The organism is Streptomyces sp. DvalAA-43, assembly GCF_900091725.1.
Lineage (GTDB): Bacteria > Actinomycetota > Actinomycetes > Streptomycetales > Streptomycetaceae > Streptomyces > Streptomyces pulveraceus.
Genome location: NZ_FMBW01000039.1, coordinates 96,181 through 111,659 on the forward strand (window position 1 = coordinate 96,181; position 15,479 = coordinate 111,659).

Genomic DNA, 15,479 nt, shown 5'->3' on the forward strand with positions numbered 1-15,479 from the left:
CCCGGCACCACGACGACCATCCACTCCACCGCAAGACCGGTGGAGCCGGGCGCAGCGGCCGGACGGCCGCGGCCCGTTCTCACCTTCGGAGCTGAATGATGAACGGAACCACGGGGCGCGGACGCTCCGGACGCGGCCGGGTACGTGCCGCCGCCACCGCGCTCTGTCTGCTCGCCGGAGCGCTGACCGTCGCCGCGTCCGGGGGCTCCCCGGCCACGGCTCTCACCCCGCCGGTCTCCCTGACCGCGGACGACCTCACCACCTGGCAGACCAACGGGATCGTCTGGGCGATGGCCGGGGCGGACGACGGTGTCGTCTACGCGGGCGGCACCTTCTCCACCGTCCGGCCGCCGGGCGCGGCACCCGGCACCTCGGAGCAGTCGGCGGTCAACTTCGCCGCCTTCGACGCCGCGACGGGTGCGCCGACCGGTTGCAGCCTGTCGTTCACCGTCTCCTCCGGCACGGCGACCGTACGGGCCCTGGCACTCTCGCCGGACCAGAAGACCCTGTACGTCGGAGGGCAGTTCGGTTCGGTGAGCGGAGTGGGGGTGAGCAATTTCGCCGCGATCGACACGGCCACCTGCACCCCGCGCAAGGACTTCAAGGTCTCCGTCACCGCGACGGTCCGGGCGCTCGCCGTCACCGCGGACACCGTGTACCTGGGCGGTGACTTCAACTCGGTGGCCGGAGAGACCAGGAACAAGTTCGCCGCCGTCACCACGGAAGCCGTACTCAAGCCGTGGAAGGCCAACACGGACGAGGTGGGCCGAGCCGTCGAGCTGACGCCCGACGGCAAGCACGTACTGATCGGCGGTGACTTCTTCACGGTCAACGGCACCACCTCGCACGCGCTGGCGGTCGTGGACGCCACGACCGGGGCGGTGGCCAAGAGCTATCCGGCCGGGTTCATCCCCGACACCTCCACGGTGCAGGACCTGGCCACGGACGCCACCGGCTTCTACACCGCCAACGAGGGCACCGGAGGGGGTGTCTTCGACGGCCGGATCGCGCTGAACCTGAGCAACTTCGAGCAGCGCTGGCGGGACACCTGTCTCGGCGCCACCCAGGCCGTCCAGGTGTACAACGGCGTGCTGTACAGCGGGAGTCACGCCCATGACTGCGCCACCATGGGCGAGTTCCCCGACCAGCCGCGCAAGCATCTGCTGGCCCAGTCCGTGGACGATCCCAAGCTGCTTCCCTGGTTCCCGGACACCAACGACGGGATCGGGGAGCCGGTCGGGCCGCGGGTGATGGCCCAGACCGACAAGGGCGGCCACCACTACCTGTGGGTCGGCGGGGAGTTCACCACCGTCAACGGCGCCGCCCAGCAGGGCCTGACCCGGTTCGCCGACGGGCCCGACACCGGGGCTCCCTGGGTGCCCAACGTCAGCCTGTCCACCGTCGCCGCGGGCAAGGTGGAGGTCAACTGGCAGGCGAGCTTCGACACGGACGACGGTGACCTCACCTACCGGGTCTACCGGGACGGCGCGAGCACCCCGGTGTACACCACGACGGCTCGTTCGGTGTTCTGGGACCGGCCGCAGCTGAGGTGGACCGACACGGATGTGGCCCCGGGCGAGACCCACTCGTACCGGATCAGCGCGAGCGACGGCACCAACACCAGCGCCAAGTCGCCCGCCGTCTCCGCGACCGTGGCGTCCGCGGCCGCGAAGTACCCGGCCAAGGTTCTCGCGGACGGCGCGTCGCTCTACTGGCGCTACGACGACACCGCGACCTTCGCGGGAGACACCGGCAGCGGGCGGGACAACGGCTTCACGCGCAACTCCCCCACCCGGCAGCTGACCCCGGCGGCCGTGGCGGGCCCCTCGACCGCGATCGGGTTCAACGGCTCGAACCAGTACGTCTACAGCAACAAGCGCCATCCGCAGCCGGCCAAGTTCTCGATGGAGACCTGGATCAGGACGACGACCACCAAGGGCGGGAAGATCATCGGCTTCGGCAGCCTGGCCATGCAGAACAGCACCCAGTACGACAAGCATGTGTACATGCGCGACGACGGGCGGCTGGTCTTCGGGGTGAAGAGCGGCAGCCTCCGGACCATCACCACACCCGCCGCCTACAACAACGGCGCCTGGCATCATGTCGTGGCCACACAGGGCTCCGGCGGGATGGCGTTGTACGTCGACGGGACGCTCCGCGCCTCGACCACCCTGTACACCGGCAACGAGAAGTACGACGGGTACTGGCGCGTGGGCGGGGACAACCTGAAGGGCTGGCCGGACAGGCCGACGAGCGACTTCTTCGCCGGGCAGATCGACGAGACCGCCGTCTACCCGACCGCGCTGAGCAGCACGCAGGTCAGTGCCCACTACGCGCTGAGGACGGCTGGATGAGATTCCCGTTCCGGGCCGGCGCCGCCGTCGTCGCACTGACGGCGGCGCTTGCAGCCTGCGGCTCCTCCCCGGACGGTCACCGGGGGGCGAGCGGCTCCGGACCGTCGGCGGCGCGGGTCCCGCTCACCGCTCCGTCTGCCGGGCCCGGCACCACCGCGCCCGATGACCCGCCGGCCACGCGCACGAGCGAGCCGCCGAAGGTCCCCTCCGACGAACTCACCCCGGCGACGGGCTCGTTCACCCGGAAGCAGAAGGAGTATCTGGTGGACCGGGTGCCCGAGGGCATGGATCCGGCGGCCGTGCTCCAGTCCGGTCAGGAGACCTGTGACCGGCTGCGGTTCCTGGTGAAGGCCGACCGGGACGTGGCGGTCGGGGCGATCGTGACCGGTGAGATCGCCGACGCGGAACCGGCGATCGAGCACCTCTGCCCCCACCACGGCGACCTGCTGCGGGAGGCCGCCCTGGGATACGCGGACGGCACGCACAAGGGCGGGCGGATCCGGCCGGGCCGCTACCACGACGTCTCCCCCACCGAGAACTGCACCTGGCAGATCGCCGGGGCGGACGGCAGGACCCTGGTCTCCGGCTCCGCGTCCGGCGGGAAGCGGGCCGTGATCACCGTCCCGCCGCAGGCCCGCGCCTTCACCTCCACAGGCTGCTACGCCTGGCTTCCCGAAGGAGACCTCGGATGAGCAAGCTGCCGATAGCCGTGGTGATCCCCACGAAGAACGAGGGGCTCAACATCGCCGAGGCGGTGAAGTCGGTGCTCGGCCATTTCGAGGCGGTCGTGGTCGTCGACTCGCACAGCACGGACGACACCGTGAAGATCGCCGAGGACTGCGGGGCCGAGGTGATCACGTACACCTGGGACGGCGGTCATCCGCGCAAGAAGCAGTGGTGTCTGGACCAGGTCCGCACGGACCTGGACTGGATTCTGCTGCTCGACGGGGACGAGCGGATCGGTTCCGGCCTGCTGGCCGAACTGCGTCGGCTCTTCGCCGACCCGGATGCGCCGAAGCCCGCGGCGTACGACATTCCGCTCGGGTACTGGTTCTCCGGGCGGCGGCTGCGGCACGGCTACACCATCCGCAAGCGGTCGCTGACCGACCGCACCCGATGCCGCTACCCGGAGGTGGGCGATCTCGACGCGCCGGGAATCGGTGAGGTCGAGGGCCACTACCAGCCGGTCGCCGAGTCGGTCGGTTCGCTGCGCAATCCGATCGAGCACCAGGATCTCGACCCGGTCACCGCCTGGTTCGAGCGGCACAACCGCTACTCGGACTGGGAGGCCTGGCTGGAGCACCATCCCGAGGTCAAGGAGCAGGTGCGGAGGGTGAAGTCGCGCCAGGGGCAGCTGTTCCACAAGGCGCCGTTCAAGCCCCTGGTGTCGTTCGCCTACATGTATGTGTACCGGCGGGGATTCCTCGACGGCCGGGCGGGATTCGACTTCGCGCTGGCGATGAGTTTCTACCGCTGGCAGATCGCCCTCAAGTCCCGTGAGGCGAGGAGCGTCTGACCCGGCGGCCGCTCCGGCGGACCACGTCCTCGTAGGTCCGCCGGAGGGTCGCGGTCACGGCGTCGATGGTGAAGTCCTCGTTGACCAGGGCCCAGGCGGCCCTGCCCGCACGGGCGTTGGCCTCCGGTTCGAGGAGTTCCAGGACGGCGGCGGCGACCTTGAGCGCGTTCTTCCCGTCCTCGCCGACCCGGCTGTCGATCACCCGGCCCGCGCCCGCGCGTGCCACATCGGGACCGAGCCCGCAGGTGCGGGTGATGACCACGGGGGTGCCGACCGACATCGCTTCGAGGACGGACACGCCGAGGGGCTCCTCGATCGACGGCAGTACGTACACATCGGCCCGCCGCCCCGCCGCCAGGACCTCTTCGTGGCCGAGCGGCCCCACATGGTCGAGCGAGCCCAGCACCCCCAGCTCACGGGCGAGTCCGAGGGTGGCGGGCAGTGCTCCGGTGTCGGGACCGGCGAGCACGAAGCGGGCGTCCGGGTGCTCGGCCAGGACCGCCGGCATCGCGGCGACGAAGTCCTCCGGGCGCTTGCGTTTCTGGATCCGGGCGAGGAAGAGGACCGTGGGCGGCCGCCCCGGCTCCCTGGCGGGCTTGATCTCCTGCGGGTGCACGCCGTTGACCAGCCGTACGGTGCGGGTCGGCTCCACCGGTGCGGCGACGGCGTTCACCTCGCGGCGTTCCGTCTCGGTGAGGTGCAGTACGGCATCGGCCCCGCGCAGCACCCTGCGCACGCCCAGCAGGTCGGTCAGCCGGGCGACCCGGTTCTCGGTGGGGTCCACCATCCCGTGGGTCTGGACGACCAGGGGCGTGCCGGAGGCCAGGGCGAGCAGCGCTGCGGGCAGGGTCACCAGGTCGCGCATCAGATGGACGTGGACGAGGTCGGCGCCGCGCATCATGCGGTGCGCGGCGAGCAGGAGCGCGCCGGAGGTGATGCCGCTGACCTCGAAGGCGGGGAGCAGATGGCGGGCCCGGAAGAGATGGGCCGGCACTCCCTCGACCTCGCGCGGGAGCGGGCCCTCGAAGCCGTCGCCGAGCGCCATGATCCGGGCGTCGTCGCCCCCGGCCCGCTGGGCCTTCGACAGGTTGAGCGCCACCCTGGTCGGGCCGCCGAACGCATGGTCCGGGGTGTGCAGTGTGACGATGTGCAGGATCTTCACCAGGGTTCCCCTCGACCTCGGCCGGCCCTCGACAGACTAGTCATCCAAACACCCCAAGTGGGTTGATTCGTTAGAGTGTTCACAGGTCCACGGAGACGGGGAACACATGACGTCCGTGCACGAGGCGGCACCGTCCGCGCCCGTACCGGAGCACGGCCCACGAGAGCCCGTCCACGCACCGGCGAAGCCCATGTCGTGGGCGATGCTCTCGCGCGCCCTGGCCGTGCCGCTGATCCTCGCCCTGGTCTGCTTCCTGCCCGCGGTGGTGGCCGCTCAGCCGGGCGCGGGCGTCCGGGACACCGCGTACTGGCTCCAGCTCGTGCTGACCTGTTATGCGGGGGCCCGGCTCGCGACCATGATCCTGTCCACCCGGCGGCGTCTGCTCCAGGGCGTCTTCTGGATGTTCGTGTACATCGCGATGGGGGTGGCTCCGTTCGCCCAGGCCGTCATCGGGCAGACGCCCACGCCGGTGGTCGGGCCGCGGTCGGATCTGGTGACGGCCGTCGCGCTGGTCCTGGTGGGCTGTGCCGCGTTCGACCTGGGGGCCCTGCTGGCGTCCCGGCGGCCGCTGCGGCGGCGGACCGCCGCGCGCGCCGGGAGCGGTCCGGCCGTCGCGCACCGCGGGCGGCTCGGGCTGCTGGTGCTGCTGGCCTTCGCGGCGAGCGGCTACTACATCCTGAGGCTCGGCGGGCCCGCGGTCTTCTTCACCAGCCGTCAGGAGATCAGCGCCTCGGTCGCGGCCAGCGGCGTGGTGTCGGGTCAGTCCAATGTGGGATCGGCCTTCCTCAAGGGCTTCGGCACGGTGCCCGCGCTGCTCGCGCTGCTCTTCTGCACCCGTCGGCTGGTGACCTCGCGCAGAGCCCGGCGCTCCCCGTCGACGGTGCTGGTCTGGACCGGGCTGATCGCCCTCAACACGATCGTCAACAACCCGCTCTCCAATGCCCGTTACTGGTTCCTGACGGTGCTGGTCTCGCTGCTGTTCACGGCGTTCCCGAGCAGCGCGGCGATGTACCGCTCGGTGCTGGCCACGGGGGTGGTGGGGGCGCTGGTGCTGTTCCCGTACGCGGACCGGTTCCGCTACGACGACGCCGGATACCGGCCGGTGGATTCGACGTCGGTCTTCGAGCCGCTGGCCACCAAGGACTACGACCAGACGGTGATGTTCGCCAACACCATCACCTGGGTCGACGCCCATGGCCACACCTACGGCCGCCAACTGGCGGGCTCCGCCCTCTTCTTCGTGCCCCGTTCGGTGTGGAGCGGCAAGCCGGAGGACACGGGGGTGCGTGTCGGTCAGTGGATGGGGATGGACATGACCAACCTGTCGGCGCCGCTGTGGACCGAGGTCTGGGTCGACTTCGGCGCACCGGGCGTGGTCGGTGCCTTCGCGCTGATCGGGTACGCCGCCGCCCGTACCGACCGGCGGTACGCGCGGGCGGTCTCCCGGGACGGTCCGGGCCCCGGCAGCGTCCTGGCGGTCACCGCGCCGCTGATCGCCGGGTACACCTTCATCCTGTTGCGCGGCCCCCTGCTCCAGTCGATCGGGAAGGCGGCCGTCGCGGCCCTCTGTCTGCTGCTGGTCATGAGCTTCCGGAACCGGGGCGTACGGCGCCCGCGCTGACGGGCGCCCGGTCGGCGCCCAGCCGGGCCACCCTGGTCCAGGTGGCCACCGCCTTGCACACCGACCCCAGGCACAGTCCCCAGGCGGCCCCCGGTACCCCGCCGAGCACATAGCCGCCGGTGAGGAAGGCGACGGCGGCGAGCGAGAAGACCACCTGGATGGCGAGTGTGGTGCGTGGGTCGAGTATGCGCAGGGCCAGCAGCCCGCAGGTGCCGACGGCCATCGCGGCGTACTGGCTGCCGGTCGCCGGGAGCAGGGCGGCCGCCGTGGGCCAGGTGTCGCCGAGCAGTCGGCGTCCGACCGGCTCGGGCAGCAGGGCCAGCGCGGTGGCCCAGGCGGCGGCGGTGGCCGCCAGGACGGCGGCGAGCGTCGCGGCGGCCCGTACCCTGCGCCGTTCGTCGGCGAGCCTGCCCAGCAGGGGCGGGCCGAAGCCGGTGGCCGAGGTGAAGAGCACGTTGAGCGGTCCGAAGAGGGTGGTCGCGCCGCGCAGGGCGCCGACCACCAGCGGATTGCCGACCGTGCCGAGTCCGAGTACGGAGAGCTGGCCGGTGGCGTTGCCCACCGCGAACTCCACCACGAAGCGCCGCCCCAGATGGCCTCGCCGCAGCAGGACCTTCAGCCGCAGGGGCGTTCCGGCCGCTCTGCGGTGCAGCAGGGCGGCCGACAGCAGCAGGGCCGGCAGCGTGGACAGCCCCCAGACGAGGACGAGCCGGGCGGCCGGGGCACCGTGCGGCTGTGCGGCCAGCGCGCCCAGCACACAGACCAGCCGGAGTGTGTCACCCGCCAGCGCCAGGTGCGGCAGATGCAGGGTGGAGAAGGCGTAACGCATGGTGTCCTGGCCCAGGACGACCGGCAGGACGAGTCCCAGTGCCATCAGGGCCCGCGCGGTGGCGCCCGGCAGGGGCAGGCAGACTCCGGCCAGGAGGGTGCCGAGCACCGCCGCCGCGAGCAGGGTGAAGGCGACCGCCGACCGGCAGGCGCCGCGTACCTCCTCGCTCCCGCCGCGCCGCAGGACGAGCGGCTGGCCCGTGTACGCGCCGAAGACGCCCAGGAGCACCGTGAAGACGAGGTAGACCGCCGAGAAGCGGGCGAAGTCGGCCACGGTGGAGAGCCGGGCGGCCGTGACCAGCACCAGGATGTTGGTGAGCGCGGCCACCCCCTGGTCCGCGACCGAGCAGACGATCGCGGTCCGTGCCCTCATCTGTGTCCGGCGGTGGAGTCGAAGGGGCGCAGCCCCAGCGTCTCGGTGGGGTCGCCGGGGTGCTCCGGGCGGCTGTCGGGCCCGCTCCCCCGGCCGGCCCGCCCGCCCTTCAGATGGCGTTTGGCGGCCCTCCCGAGGGCCCGTCGCTCGTGGCGGCTCCGGCCGGGGTGCAGCAGGGCGCCGAGCACGGAGCCGCCCGCCGCGCCGATGATCTCCCGGATCCGCTCCAGGTCGCTGCGGTGGACCTCGCGCGGGTCGCAGACCACCACGACGCCCTCCACCCGGTCGATCAGCGCGACGGCGTCGGCGTACGACAGCACGGGCGGGGCCAGCACGATGACGACGGCGTCGGGCCGGTCGCCCTCGGCGGCGATCCGGCCGACCGGCGCCGATGTCAGGGCGCGCGGCACGTTGTCCATGCGTCGGCCCGCTATCAGGGTGAAGGCGCCCGACCCGGGTACGTCCACGTTCATCCGGCTGTCGGAGGGCCAGGGCCGTCGGCCCCGGTTGGCCCAGCGCGGCGGGGAGCCCTGGACCGCCGGGCCCAGGTCCCTGGCCAGTGCGGGGGTGCGCAGATCGGCCTCGACCAGGATGACGTCGCGTCCCATCTCGGCGAAGGCGGCGGCCAGGTTGGCCGCGGCGGCGGCCGCCGCCGTGCCGTCCCCGCGCGGGGAGGTGACCAGGAGCCTGCGGCGCTGGGCGAACGACGGATCGTAGGCGAGCCGGAAGGCCACCGCGCGGTACTCCTCGGCGAGCCGGCTCCCGCTCCGCCCGATGGCCAGCAGCGATCCGGCGGACGCGCGCTCCCTGGGCAGGGTGCCGAGCAGGGGCGCGCCGAGCGAGCGGACCAGTTCCCGGGTCGAGCGCACGGCCGGGTCGAAGACCAGGCGCACCCAGGAGAGCAGCAGTCCCAGCGCCAGGCCGACGGCGCCGCCGAGGCCGAGCAGCAGGGGCAGCCCTGCGCCGGTGGGCTCGCTCGGGGCGGCGGGCTTCTTCGTCAGATATCCGGGCGTGGTGTCGAGCGCGCGCAACTCGGAGATCTTCCGGGAGAGTTCGGAGATCGCGACCACGAGGTTGGCGCGTGCGCTGGTCACGTCGTTGCCCCCGGAGGCCTGCTCCGCCAGTCGGTCGCGCTGCTCGGTGAGCGGCGTCAGCTGGGCGCGGTAGCCCTGGACCATGTTGGCGATGCTGTTCTCCGTGCGCTGCTGGCGAATCTCCAGATAGGCGTCGGCCAGCGCCTTGGCCCGCTTCTGCGCCAGTGCGGGGGTGCGGCCGGTGTAGGCGAAGCGGAGGACCAGGGTGTTCGGCGGGTTGGTGACCTGGAGGCCGGACAGCAACGGCCGGAGTTCCACCCGGTCTCCCCGTGCGGCCAGGGTGGTGACGGCCAGGGTGCCCACGGTGTCGCTGACGGCGGTCTGCCGTTCCGAACCGATGTTGATGCCCTTGTCGGCGGAGGCACCGGCGGCGAAGGGGTCCGAGGTGGCGGAGCGTACGACGACCTCGCCCGTCGAGGTGTAGCTGTCCTCGCCGCTCAGGGCGAGCCAGCCGCCGCCGATGAGCCCGGCGGCCACGCCGGAGACGAGCAGGACGCGGTAGCGCAGGAGCTGGCGGAACTGGTCCCTCAGCAGTGCGGGTTCGTCCTGGTCCTCCAGGGTGCGGATCGGCTGGTTCATGGACGTGGTCTCCCTTGTGCGTCCGCGAGGACCTCGGTGAGCAGGGCGTCGAAGCGGGCCAGGCCCGCCTCGCGGCTCAGGTGACGTGCGACGTACTGCGGTCCGTTGGCCCCGAGGGCGTCCGCTCCGGCCGGCGCCTCGACGAGCTTGCGTACGGCCGACAGGAGGGCCGCGGGGTCCTCCGGGGCGACGAGGAGTCCGGCGCCGGACCGGTGGACCTCCTGTGCGGTGCCTCCCCCTTCGGCGACCGAGGCCACCACGGGCCGGCCCGAGACGAAGTAGGAGGTGAGTTTGGACGGGACGCTCATGTCGAGGACGGAGGCCCGCTGCGTCACCGCGAGCACGTCGGCGGCGGCGAGGACGTCGGTGAACTCGTCCGCCCCGGCCGGGGGCAGGATGTCGAGGTTGCGCAGGCCCGCGGCACGTTGGAGCAGGGCCTCGCGCTGGTTCCCGTCTCCCATGAGCACCACGCGTATCCCGGGCGCGAGCCGGGCCGCGTCGACGAGGACCTCCAGCCCCTGCTTGAGCCCCATGTTCCCGGAGTGCAGGACCACCGGGGTGCCCTCGCTCCAGCCCAGTCGCGCGCGGGTACGGGCCCGGTCGGCGGAAGGGGCCCGCACATGGGACCAGTTGGGCACCGTGCGGATGCGCGCCGGGTCCACGCCGTACGCGGTGACGCGAGGGACGAAGGTCTCGTGGATGACGCCGACGAGGGCCGCGGAGCGCAGCGCGTACCGTTCGGCGGCCGAGGCGACGGCGGCCGCCCTGCCCCCGCCCCGGATGCCGCTCTGCGCGGCGGCGGCGCCCATCAGATCCTGCACGACGGGTATGTACGGGACGCGGTGGCGGGCCGCCAGCCGGGCGCCGATGACACCGCCGGCGAGACTGGGTATCTGGGCGACCACGGCGTCCGGTGGGGGCGAGGCGGGCGGCGACAGCAGGCCGTGACCGAGCACCGTCGCCTCGAACAGCGCTCTGCGCAGCGCGGTCTGACGGGGCGGCACATAGTGTCTTCGCCGGTGCAGGGTGACCCCGGCCCGCTTCTCGACGACCCGCCACACCCCCCGGTACTCCGGGTCGGTCCGCCAGGACGGGTAGTGCGGCATCCCGGTCAGTACGTGGGTGTCGGCTCCGGCTCCGGCCCAGTGCTCGGCGAGCTGCGCGGCGTACGGGCCGATGCCCGTCAGCTCCGGCGCGTAGTTCGTCGAGACGACCAGCAGGGTGCGGCCGTCGAACGGCTGGTGACGCTCGGCATCGGACATGGACGCCCACCTTCCCCCGGAACCCTCTGTGTTCCCCTCAGGGAACAGCCCCAAAAGCGAGCTTATCCGTTCACGAGATGCGCAAGTGGTCTTCACAGTAAGGTCGTTGGACCATCGACACCGATGCCGAAATCCCACCGCCCCGGATGGCACGTCCGGACAACCGCCGCGGGACACGGCATCACGTTCACCGTGGGGGGAGAGAACGGATGGTGCACAGGGTCGGCTACGCGCCGGGGGTCTACGACCTGTTCCATGTGGGGCACCTCAACATCCTGCGGCATGCCCGCAGTCAGTGCGACTACCTCGTCGCCGGAGTTGTCTCGGACGAGATGGCCGCGCTCGCCAAGGGCCACCGGCCGGTGATTCCGCTGCCGGAGCGCCTGGAGATCGTGCGCAGTGTGCGCTACGTGGACGCGGCGTTCGTCGAGACGGTGCCCGACAAGGTCGAGACCTGGCAGCAGGTGAGGTTCGACGTGATCTTCAAGGGTGACGACTGGCGGGACACGGAGCGGGGAAAACGGCTGGAACGCGACTTCGCCGAGGTCGGCGTGGAGGTCGTCTACTTCCCGTACACCGTGCACACGTCCAGCACCCAGCTGCGCCGGGCGCTGGACGTGCTGGTCACTCCGCAGTCCGGAGCGCTCTGAGCTCCCTGAACCACTTGGTGAGGAACGCCACCAGGAACAGCGCGTGCACGGCGGCGAGCGCCACGTAGCCGATGCGGAACGCGGTGGGTTCGCCGAGAAGCAGGAACACCAGGCAGAACACTCCGTAGTCGGCGGGCAGCAGCACGAGCGCCCGCAGCCGCGAGACCGGGGCGGCACCGGTCTCCGCCCCGGGGCGGACGGCCGCCCTGCCCAGCTGCTCGCGCAGCAGTCCCGCGCAGAAGGTCAGCACGGCCGTGAACAGGAAGCCCAGCGGCAGGAGCAGCCACCCCTCGCCGGGCAGTGCGGAGAACCGGTGGAACGAGATCAGCACGGCGGTGTGCACGAGGATCATCTTGGCGCAGTCCACGACATGGTCCAGCCATTCGCCGTCCGGGCCGCCCCGGCCGGTGAGCCTGGCCAGTTGCCCGTCGGCCGAGTCGAGGGCGAAGCCGATGACGAGACCGGCGTACACCGCGACCGCGAGCCCGGGCGACGGCCGGACGAGCGCCACCGAGGCGATGGCGGCGAAGGTGAATGCCGCGCTGGTCGAGGTGACCTGATTGGGCGTCATCCCGATCCGGTACGCGCCCGCGGCGAACACCCGGCCGGCCGGACGGTTCACGTACCGCGAATACAGCGACACCCCCTTGGCCGTCTTCTGCGCGCCGCGCAGCTCTCGCAGGACCGTGCCCGTGCTTCCCATCCGCCCCCCAGCGTGACGCCGTTGCCGACGGCGTCGGCGCATCGAGGCGAGGACGCCGCCGTCAAAGCCGCATCATGGCACGCCGCCCCGGTGCCGCGCGGCCACTCGCCCGCTCCGGCCGGCGGTGTGCCTCAGGCGGCTGCGGTACGGCACTCCGGGTGACCCCAGCCGTGGGGGTTCTTGGCGATCATGTCCTGTGCCGCGTAGGGCTTTCCGCAGTGGCAGCGGCCGGCGAACCTGGCCCGGATGGTGCCACCGGAACGGGCGGGGCGGGACGCGCCCCGGTCCTTCTTCGTCACCGCGCCGCCGCTCCGGCCCTCGGTGGCGCGGGCGGGAGCGGGTGTCGGCAGCTGCGTGGAGCCGTGGGCGGTTCCGGCCGGGGACTGCGACACCGCGGCCTCACTGGCGGCCTGGTCGGCGAGGGCGTTGAGCGGGTCGCCGTCCACCTGGTGGGCGGGAACATAGGTGAAGCGCACGGTCCGGCCGGTCAGCCGGGCGTCGATGCCGGCCACGAGCTCACGGTTGGCCACCGGCTTGCCGGCCGAGGTCTTCCAGCCGTTGCGCTTCCACCCCGGCAGCCACTTCGTCACCGCGTTCATCGCGTACTGCGAGTCCATCCGCACCTCGATCGCCACGGAGGGGTCCGTCGCATCCAACAGCTCACGCAGCGCGGTGAGTTCGGCGACATTGTTGGTGGCGGTGCCCAGCGGACCCGCTTCCCAGCGCTCGGGGCGCCCCTGCGCGTCGGCCACGACCCATGCCCAGGCCGCAGGTCCCGGATTGCCCTTGGACGCCCCGTCACACGCGGCGATGATGCTTTCGTTCATGCCCCCGATCATGCCAGCGTCGCGGCACCTCTCTGCAGACCGTGACGCTGAGTGACGATTCGAGGTGCGGTGGCCCGGCGGCGCTGGTTCTCTGAGGGAGCCCGCTCTTCCCAACCGCACAAGGAGCGATGATGAGCGTTGCACGTGAATCCGGTGACCGTGCGCAGCAGCTGCGCGAGAAGGCCCGGCACATGACCGAGGCCGCCGAGCGCACCACCGACCCTGAGCAGCGCCAGCGGCTCCAGGAGAAGGCACGGAAGCTCCAGGAGCAGTGCGACCAGCAGGGTGGCATGGGCGGCGGAAGCATGCGCCCGCCCAAGTAACACCTGCCTCACGCCAACGGCCGACGCCCTGTCGCTCTTCCATGAGTGTGCGGCAGGGCGTCGCCGCCGTGGCGGCCCGGCTCCACGGACCGGCCCTCCCCGCCCCGGCCACTCCCCGGCCGGGTCTCCTCCCTGACGCCGGACGGCTGTTGACGCGCCTCCGACGGAGGCCCTAGGTTGCGGTAAGCGCTTTCCAGCCGTACCCAGGAGACTCGGGACATGAGCAGTCCACTGCGCATCACGCACGCCCACGGGGACCGGATCACGGTCACGGAGGAGCGCGGCGGCATCGATCTGATCAGTTACGTCTACCGCCCGGAAGCGGCCTGGGAGGCTCCCAAGCCGTACATCCACCCCATGCGTACCCTGGCCGATAACGTTGTCACCGACTACCGGCCCAACGACCACCGCTGGCACAAGGGCCTCCAGATGACGGCCTCCCACCTCTCCGGACAGAACCTCTGGGGAGGCAACACCTATGTGCACGGCCAGGACTACCAGCCGCTGCCCGAGCGGGTCGGATCGATGGCACACATCGGATTCGACGAGGTCACGGCGGAGGCCGGGCGCGCGGTCATCGCGGAGCGGCTGAGCTGGCGCCACCACGACGGCACGCACTGGGCGGACGAACTGCGCCGCGTCGAACTGCACGACGTCGAGCACACCGGATCCGTGAATGGACCCGGAAGTGGACCCGGATCCGGTGCCACGGGACCGGAGACCGGTGGCACGGGCCCGGGGACCGGTGGCAGCTGGACGCTGACCTGGTCCAGCGCGATCACCAACCGGCGCACCGAGCCACTGCGGTTCGGCAGCCCGACCACCCACGGCCGGAAGGCGGCCGGCTACACCGGCCTCTTCTGGCGCGGGCCGCGGGCCTTCCGCGGCGGCCGGATCCTCGGCCCGGACGGGGAGGGCCCGGAGCTGATGGGGACGCAGGCACCCTGGCTGGCCTACAGCGGCGAACACGACGGCACCGACGGTCACGCCACACTGATCTTCCAGCACGCCCCGGAGAACGATCACACCGGAGCGGGCGGCACCCACCCGGCCCACTGGTTCGTCCGCGACGAGCCCTTCGCCGCCGTCGCCCCCTCGTTCGCGTTCCACGAGGAGCTGGAGCTCGCCCCGGGTGACACCCTGGCCCGCCGCTACCGGATCACGGTGGCGGACGGGGAGTGGGACCGGGACCGGATCACCGAGCACCTCGCGCGGCACCCGTGGTGAACCGGGACACGGGCGGCGCCGGTCTGTACGTGGAACTGCCGCTCGCCGAGGCCGATCGCGCCCGCCTGCGTGAACTCGGTCCCGGGCCCGTGTGGTTCGCCGAGCCGGGGACCGCATCGGAGGCGGACGCCCGTGCCTTCGCCGATGCGGGCACGGCGCTCGGCAATCCCAGGGCGGCCTGGGTGGCGAACGCACCCCGGCTGAGGTGGCTGCAGCTCGCCTCGGTCGGGATCGACGGCTACCTCGGTCTCGACTGGCCCGCCCTCGGCCGCCGCCTTGCCGTCACCAACCTGGGTGATGTCTTCGCCGATCCCGTCGCGCAGTCGTGCCTGGCGGGCATCCTCGCGCTCCATCGCGGTATCGACCGGCTCTCCGGGCTGCGCGCCGACGGCAGGTGGGCGAAGTCCGCCGTGCGGCCCCGGCTGCGACTCCTGACCGGGGCCCGGGTCCTCGTGCTGGGCCGGGGGTCCATCGCCCGGCGGTTCGCCGAGCTGCTCGGCCCGTTCGACTGCCCCGTTTCGCACTTCGCCCGCGGCTCCGGCGATATCCGCACCCTGGCCGAGCTCGATGATCAACTGCCGTGCTTCGACGTGGTGGTGGGGCTGTTGCCCGGGACGCCCGAAACGACCGGACTGCTCGATGCGCGGCGACTGGCCCTGATGCGGCCGGGGGCCGTTCTGGTGAACGCCGGCCGGGGATCCCTGGTGGACGAGGAGGCCCTGGTGTCCGAGCTGTCCTCCGGGCGACTCGGCGGAGCGGTGCTGGATGTCACCGCGGAGGAGCCGCTGCCCGCCGGTCACCCCCTGTGGAGCTGCCCCGGGGTCGTCCTCACCCAGCACACCGCGGGTGGATCGACGGACGAGAGCACCCGGGTCGTCGACCTGTTCACCGATAACTGGCACCGTTTCCATACCGGTTCACCGCTGCGCAACCCTGTGCAGTGGTCCAGAGGATTCTGAG

Annotated in this window: 14 protein-coding genes; 8 read left to right on the forward strand and 6 right to left on the reverse strand. The window is 72.0% G+C overall.

The window, feature by feature from the left end:
* Nucleotides 1-98: 98 nt before the first annotated feature.
* From GA0115234_RS11945 to GA0115234_RS11955, 3 genes are read left to right on the forward strand one after another with little or no spacing between them, the layout of a single operon-like run.
* Nucleotides 99-2,354 (forward strand): LamG domain-containing protein, encoded by a 2,256-nt coding sequence (locus GA0115234_RS11945; protein ID WP_093540993.1) that lies wholly within the window; start codon nucleotides 99-101, stop codon nucleotides 2,352-2,354.
* Nucleotides 2,351-3,046, forward strand: coding sequence for a hypothetical protein (locus GA0115234_RS11950; RefSeq protein ID WP_093540879.1), 696 nt, complete (start codon nucleotides 2,351-2,353; stop codon nucleotides 3,044-3,046). Before GA0115234_RS11945 ends, GA0115234_RS11950 begins: the two co-directional genes overlap by 4 nt.
* Nucleotides 3,043-3,870: a glycosyltransferase family 2 protein gene (locus tag GA0115234_RS11955; protein ID WP_093540880.1), complete on the forward strand. Its 828-nt coding sequence runs from the start codon at nucleotides 3,043-3,045 to the stop codon at nucleotides 3,868-3,870. Before GA0115234_RS11950 ends, GA0115234_RS11955 begins: the two co-directional genes overlap by 4 nt.
* Here GA0115234_RS11955 and GA0115234_RS11960 read toward each other — a convergent pair.
* On the reverse strand, nucleotides 3,842-5,032 hold the full coding sequence (locus GA0115234_RS11960) for a glycosyltransferase (protein ID WP_093540881.1): 1,191 nt from the start codon (nucleotides 5,030-5,032) through the stop codon (nucleotides 3,842-3,844). The two genes, GA0115234_RS11955 and GA0115234_RS11960, sit on opposite strands and share 29 nt — an antisense overlap.
* 106 nt (nucleotides 5,033-5,138) lie before the next feature.
* Here GA0115234_RS11960 and GA0115234_RS11965 point away from each other — a divergent pair, with 106 nt between their 5' ends.
* Nucleotides 5,139-6,653, forward strand: a complete 1,515-nt coding sequence (locus GA0115234_RS11965; RefSeq protein ID WP_176729141.1) for a hypothetical protein — start codon at nucleotides 5,139-5,141, stop codon at nucleotides 6,651-6,653.
* Here GA0115234_RS11965 and GA0115234_RS11970 read toward each other — a convergent pair.
* From GA0115234_RS11970 to GA0115234_RS11980, 3 genes are read right to left on the reverse strand one after another with little or no spacing between them, the layout of a single operon-like run.
* Nucleotides 6,613-7,854 carry a hypothetical protein gene (locus tag GA0115234_RS11970; protein WP_093540882.1) on the reverse strand — a complete coding sequence of 414 codons (1,242 nt, stop codon included), beginning with the start codon at nucleotides 7,852-7,854 and terminating at the stop codon, nucleotides 6,613-6,615. The two genes, GA0115234_RS11965 and GA0115234_RS11970, sit on opposite strands and share 41 nt — an antisense overlap.
* Nucleotides 7,851-9,527: a lipopolysaccharide biosynthesis protein gene (locus tag GA0115234_RS11975; RefSeq protein ID WP_093540883.1), complete on the reverse strand. Its 1,677-nt coding sequence runs from the start codon at nucleotides 9,525-9,527 to the stop codon at nucleotides 7,851-7,853. The genes GA0115234_RS11970 and GA0115234_RS11975 overlap by 4 nt, the downstream gene beginning before the upstream one ends.
* Nucleotides 9,524-10,789 (reverse strand): glycosyltransferase, encoded by a 1,266-nt coding sequence (locus GA0115234_RS11980; RefSeq protein ID WP_093540884.1) that lies wholly within the window; start codon nucleotides 10,787-10,789, stop codon nucleotides 9,524-9,526. Before GA0115234_RS11980 ends, GA0115234_RS11975 begins: the two co-directional genes overlap by 4 nt.
* A 209-nt stretch (nucleotides 10,790-10,998) precedes the next feature.
* Here GA0115234_RS11980 and GA0115234_RS11985 point away from each other — a divergent pair, with 209 nt between their 5' ends.
* The gene (locus GA0115234_RS11985) at nucleotides 10,999-11,439 is read left to right on the forward strand and encodes an adenylyltransferase/cytidyltransferase family protein (protein WP_093540885.1); all 441 of its coding nucleotides are present in this window, start codon (nucleotides 10,999-11,001) and stop codon (nucleotides 11,437-11,439) included.
* Here GA0115234_RS11985 and GA0115234_RS11990 read toward each other — a convergent pair.
* Entirely contained in the window at nucleotides 11,414-12,142 is a 729-nt protein-coding gene (locus GA0115234_RS11990) for a CDP-alcohol phosphatidyltransferase family protein (protein WP_093540886.1), read from the reverse strand. The genes GA0115234_RS11985 and GA0115234_RS11990 overlap by 26 nt on opposite strands.
* 131 nt (nucleotides 12,143-12,273) lie before the next feature.
* Nucleotides 12,274-12,969 carry a ribonuclease H family protein gene (locus tag GA0115234_RS11995; protein ID WP_093540887.1) on the reverse strand — a complete coding sequence of 232 codons (696 nt, stop codon included), beginning with the start codon at nucleotides 12,967-12,969 and terminating at the stop codon, nucleotides 12,274-12,276.
* Nucleotides 12,970-13,100: 131 nt separating this feature from the next.
* On the opposite strand from GA0115234_RS11995, the gene GA0115234_RS12000 reads away from it, so the two are divergent.
* The 3 genes from GA0115234_RS12000 to GA0115234_RS12010 all read left to right on the forward strand — a co-directional run bounded on the left by GA0115234_RS12000 (nucleotide 13,101) and on the right by GA0115234_RS12010 (nucleotide 15,478).
* On the forward strand, nucleotides 13,101-13,292 hold the full coding sequence (locus GA0115234_RS12000) for a DUF6381 family protein (protein WP_093540995.1): 192 nt from the start codon (nucleotides 13,101-13,103) through the stop codon (nucleotides 13,290-13,292).
* 219 nt (nucleotides 13,293-13,511) lie between these two features.
* Entirely contained in the window at nucleotides 13,512-14,519 is a 1,008-nt protein-coding gene (locus GA0115234_RS12005) for a DUF6807 domain-containing protein (protein ID WP_093540888.1), read from the forward strand.
* Entirely contained in the window at nucleotides 14,513-15,478 is a 966-nt protein-coding gene (locus GA0115234_RS12010; RefSeq protein WP_161275588.1) for a D-2-hydroxyacid dehydrogenase, read from the forward strand. Before GA0115234_RS12005 ends, GA0115234_RS12010 begins: the two co-directional genes overlap by 7 nt.
* Nucleotide 15,479 lies beyond the last annotated feature (1 nt).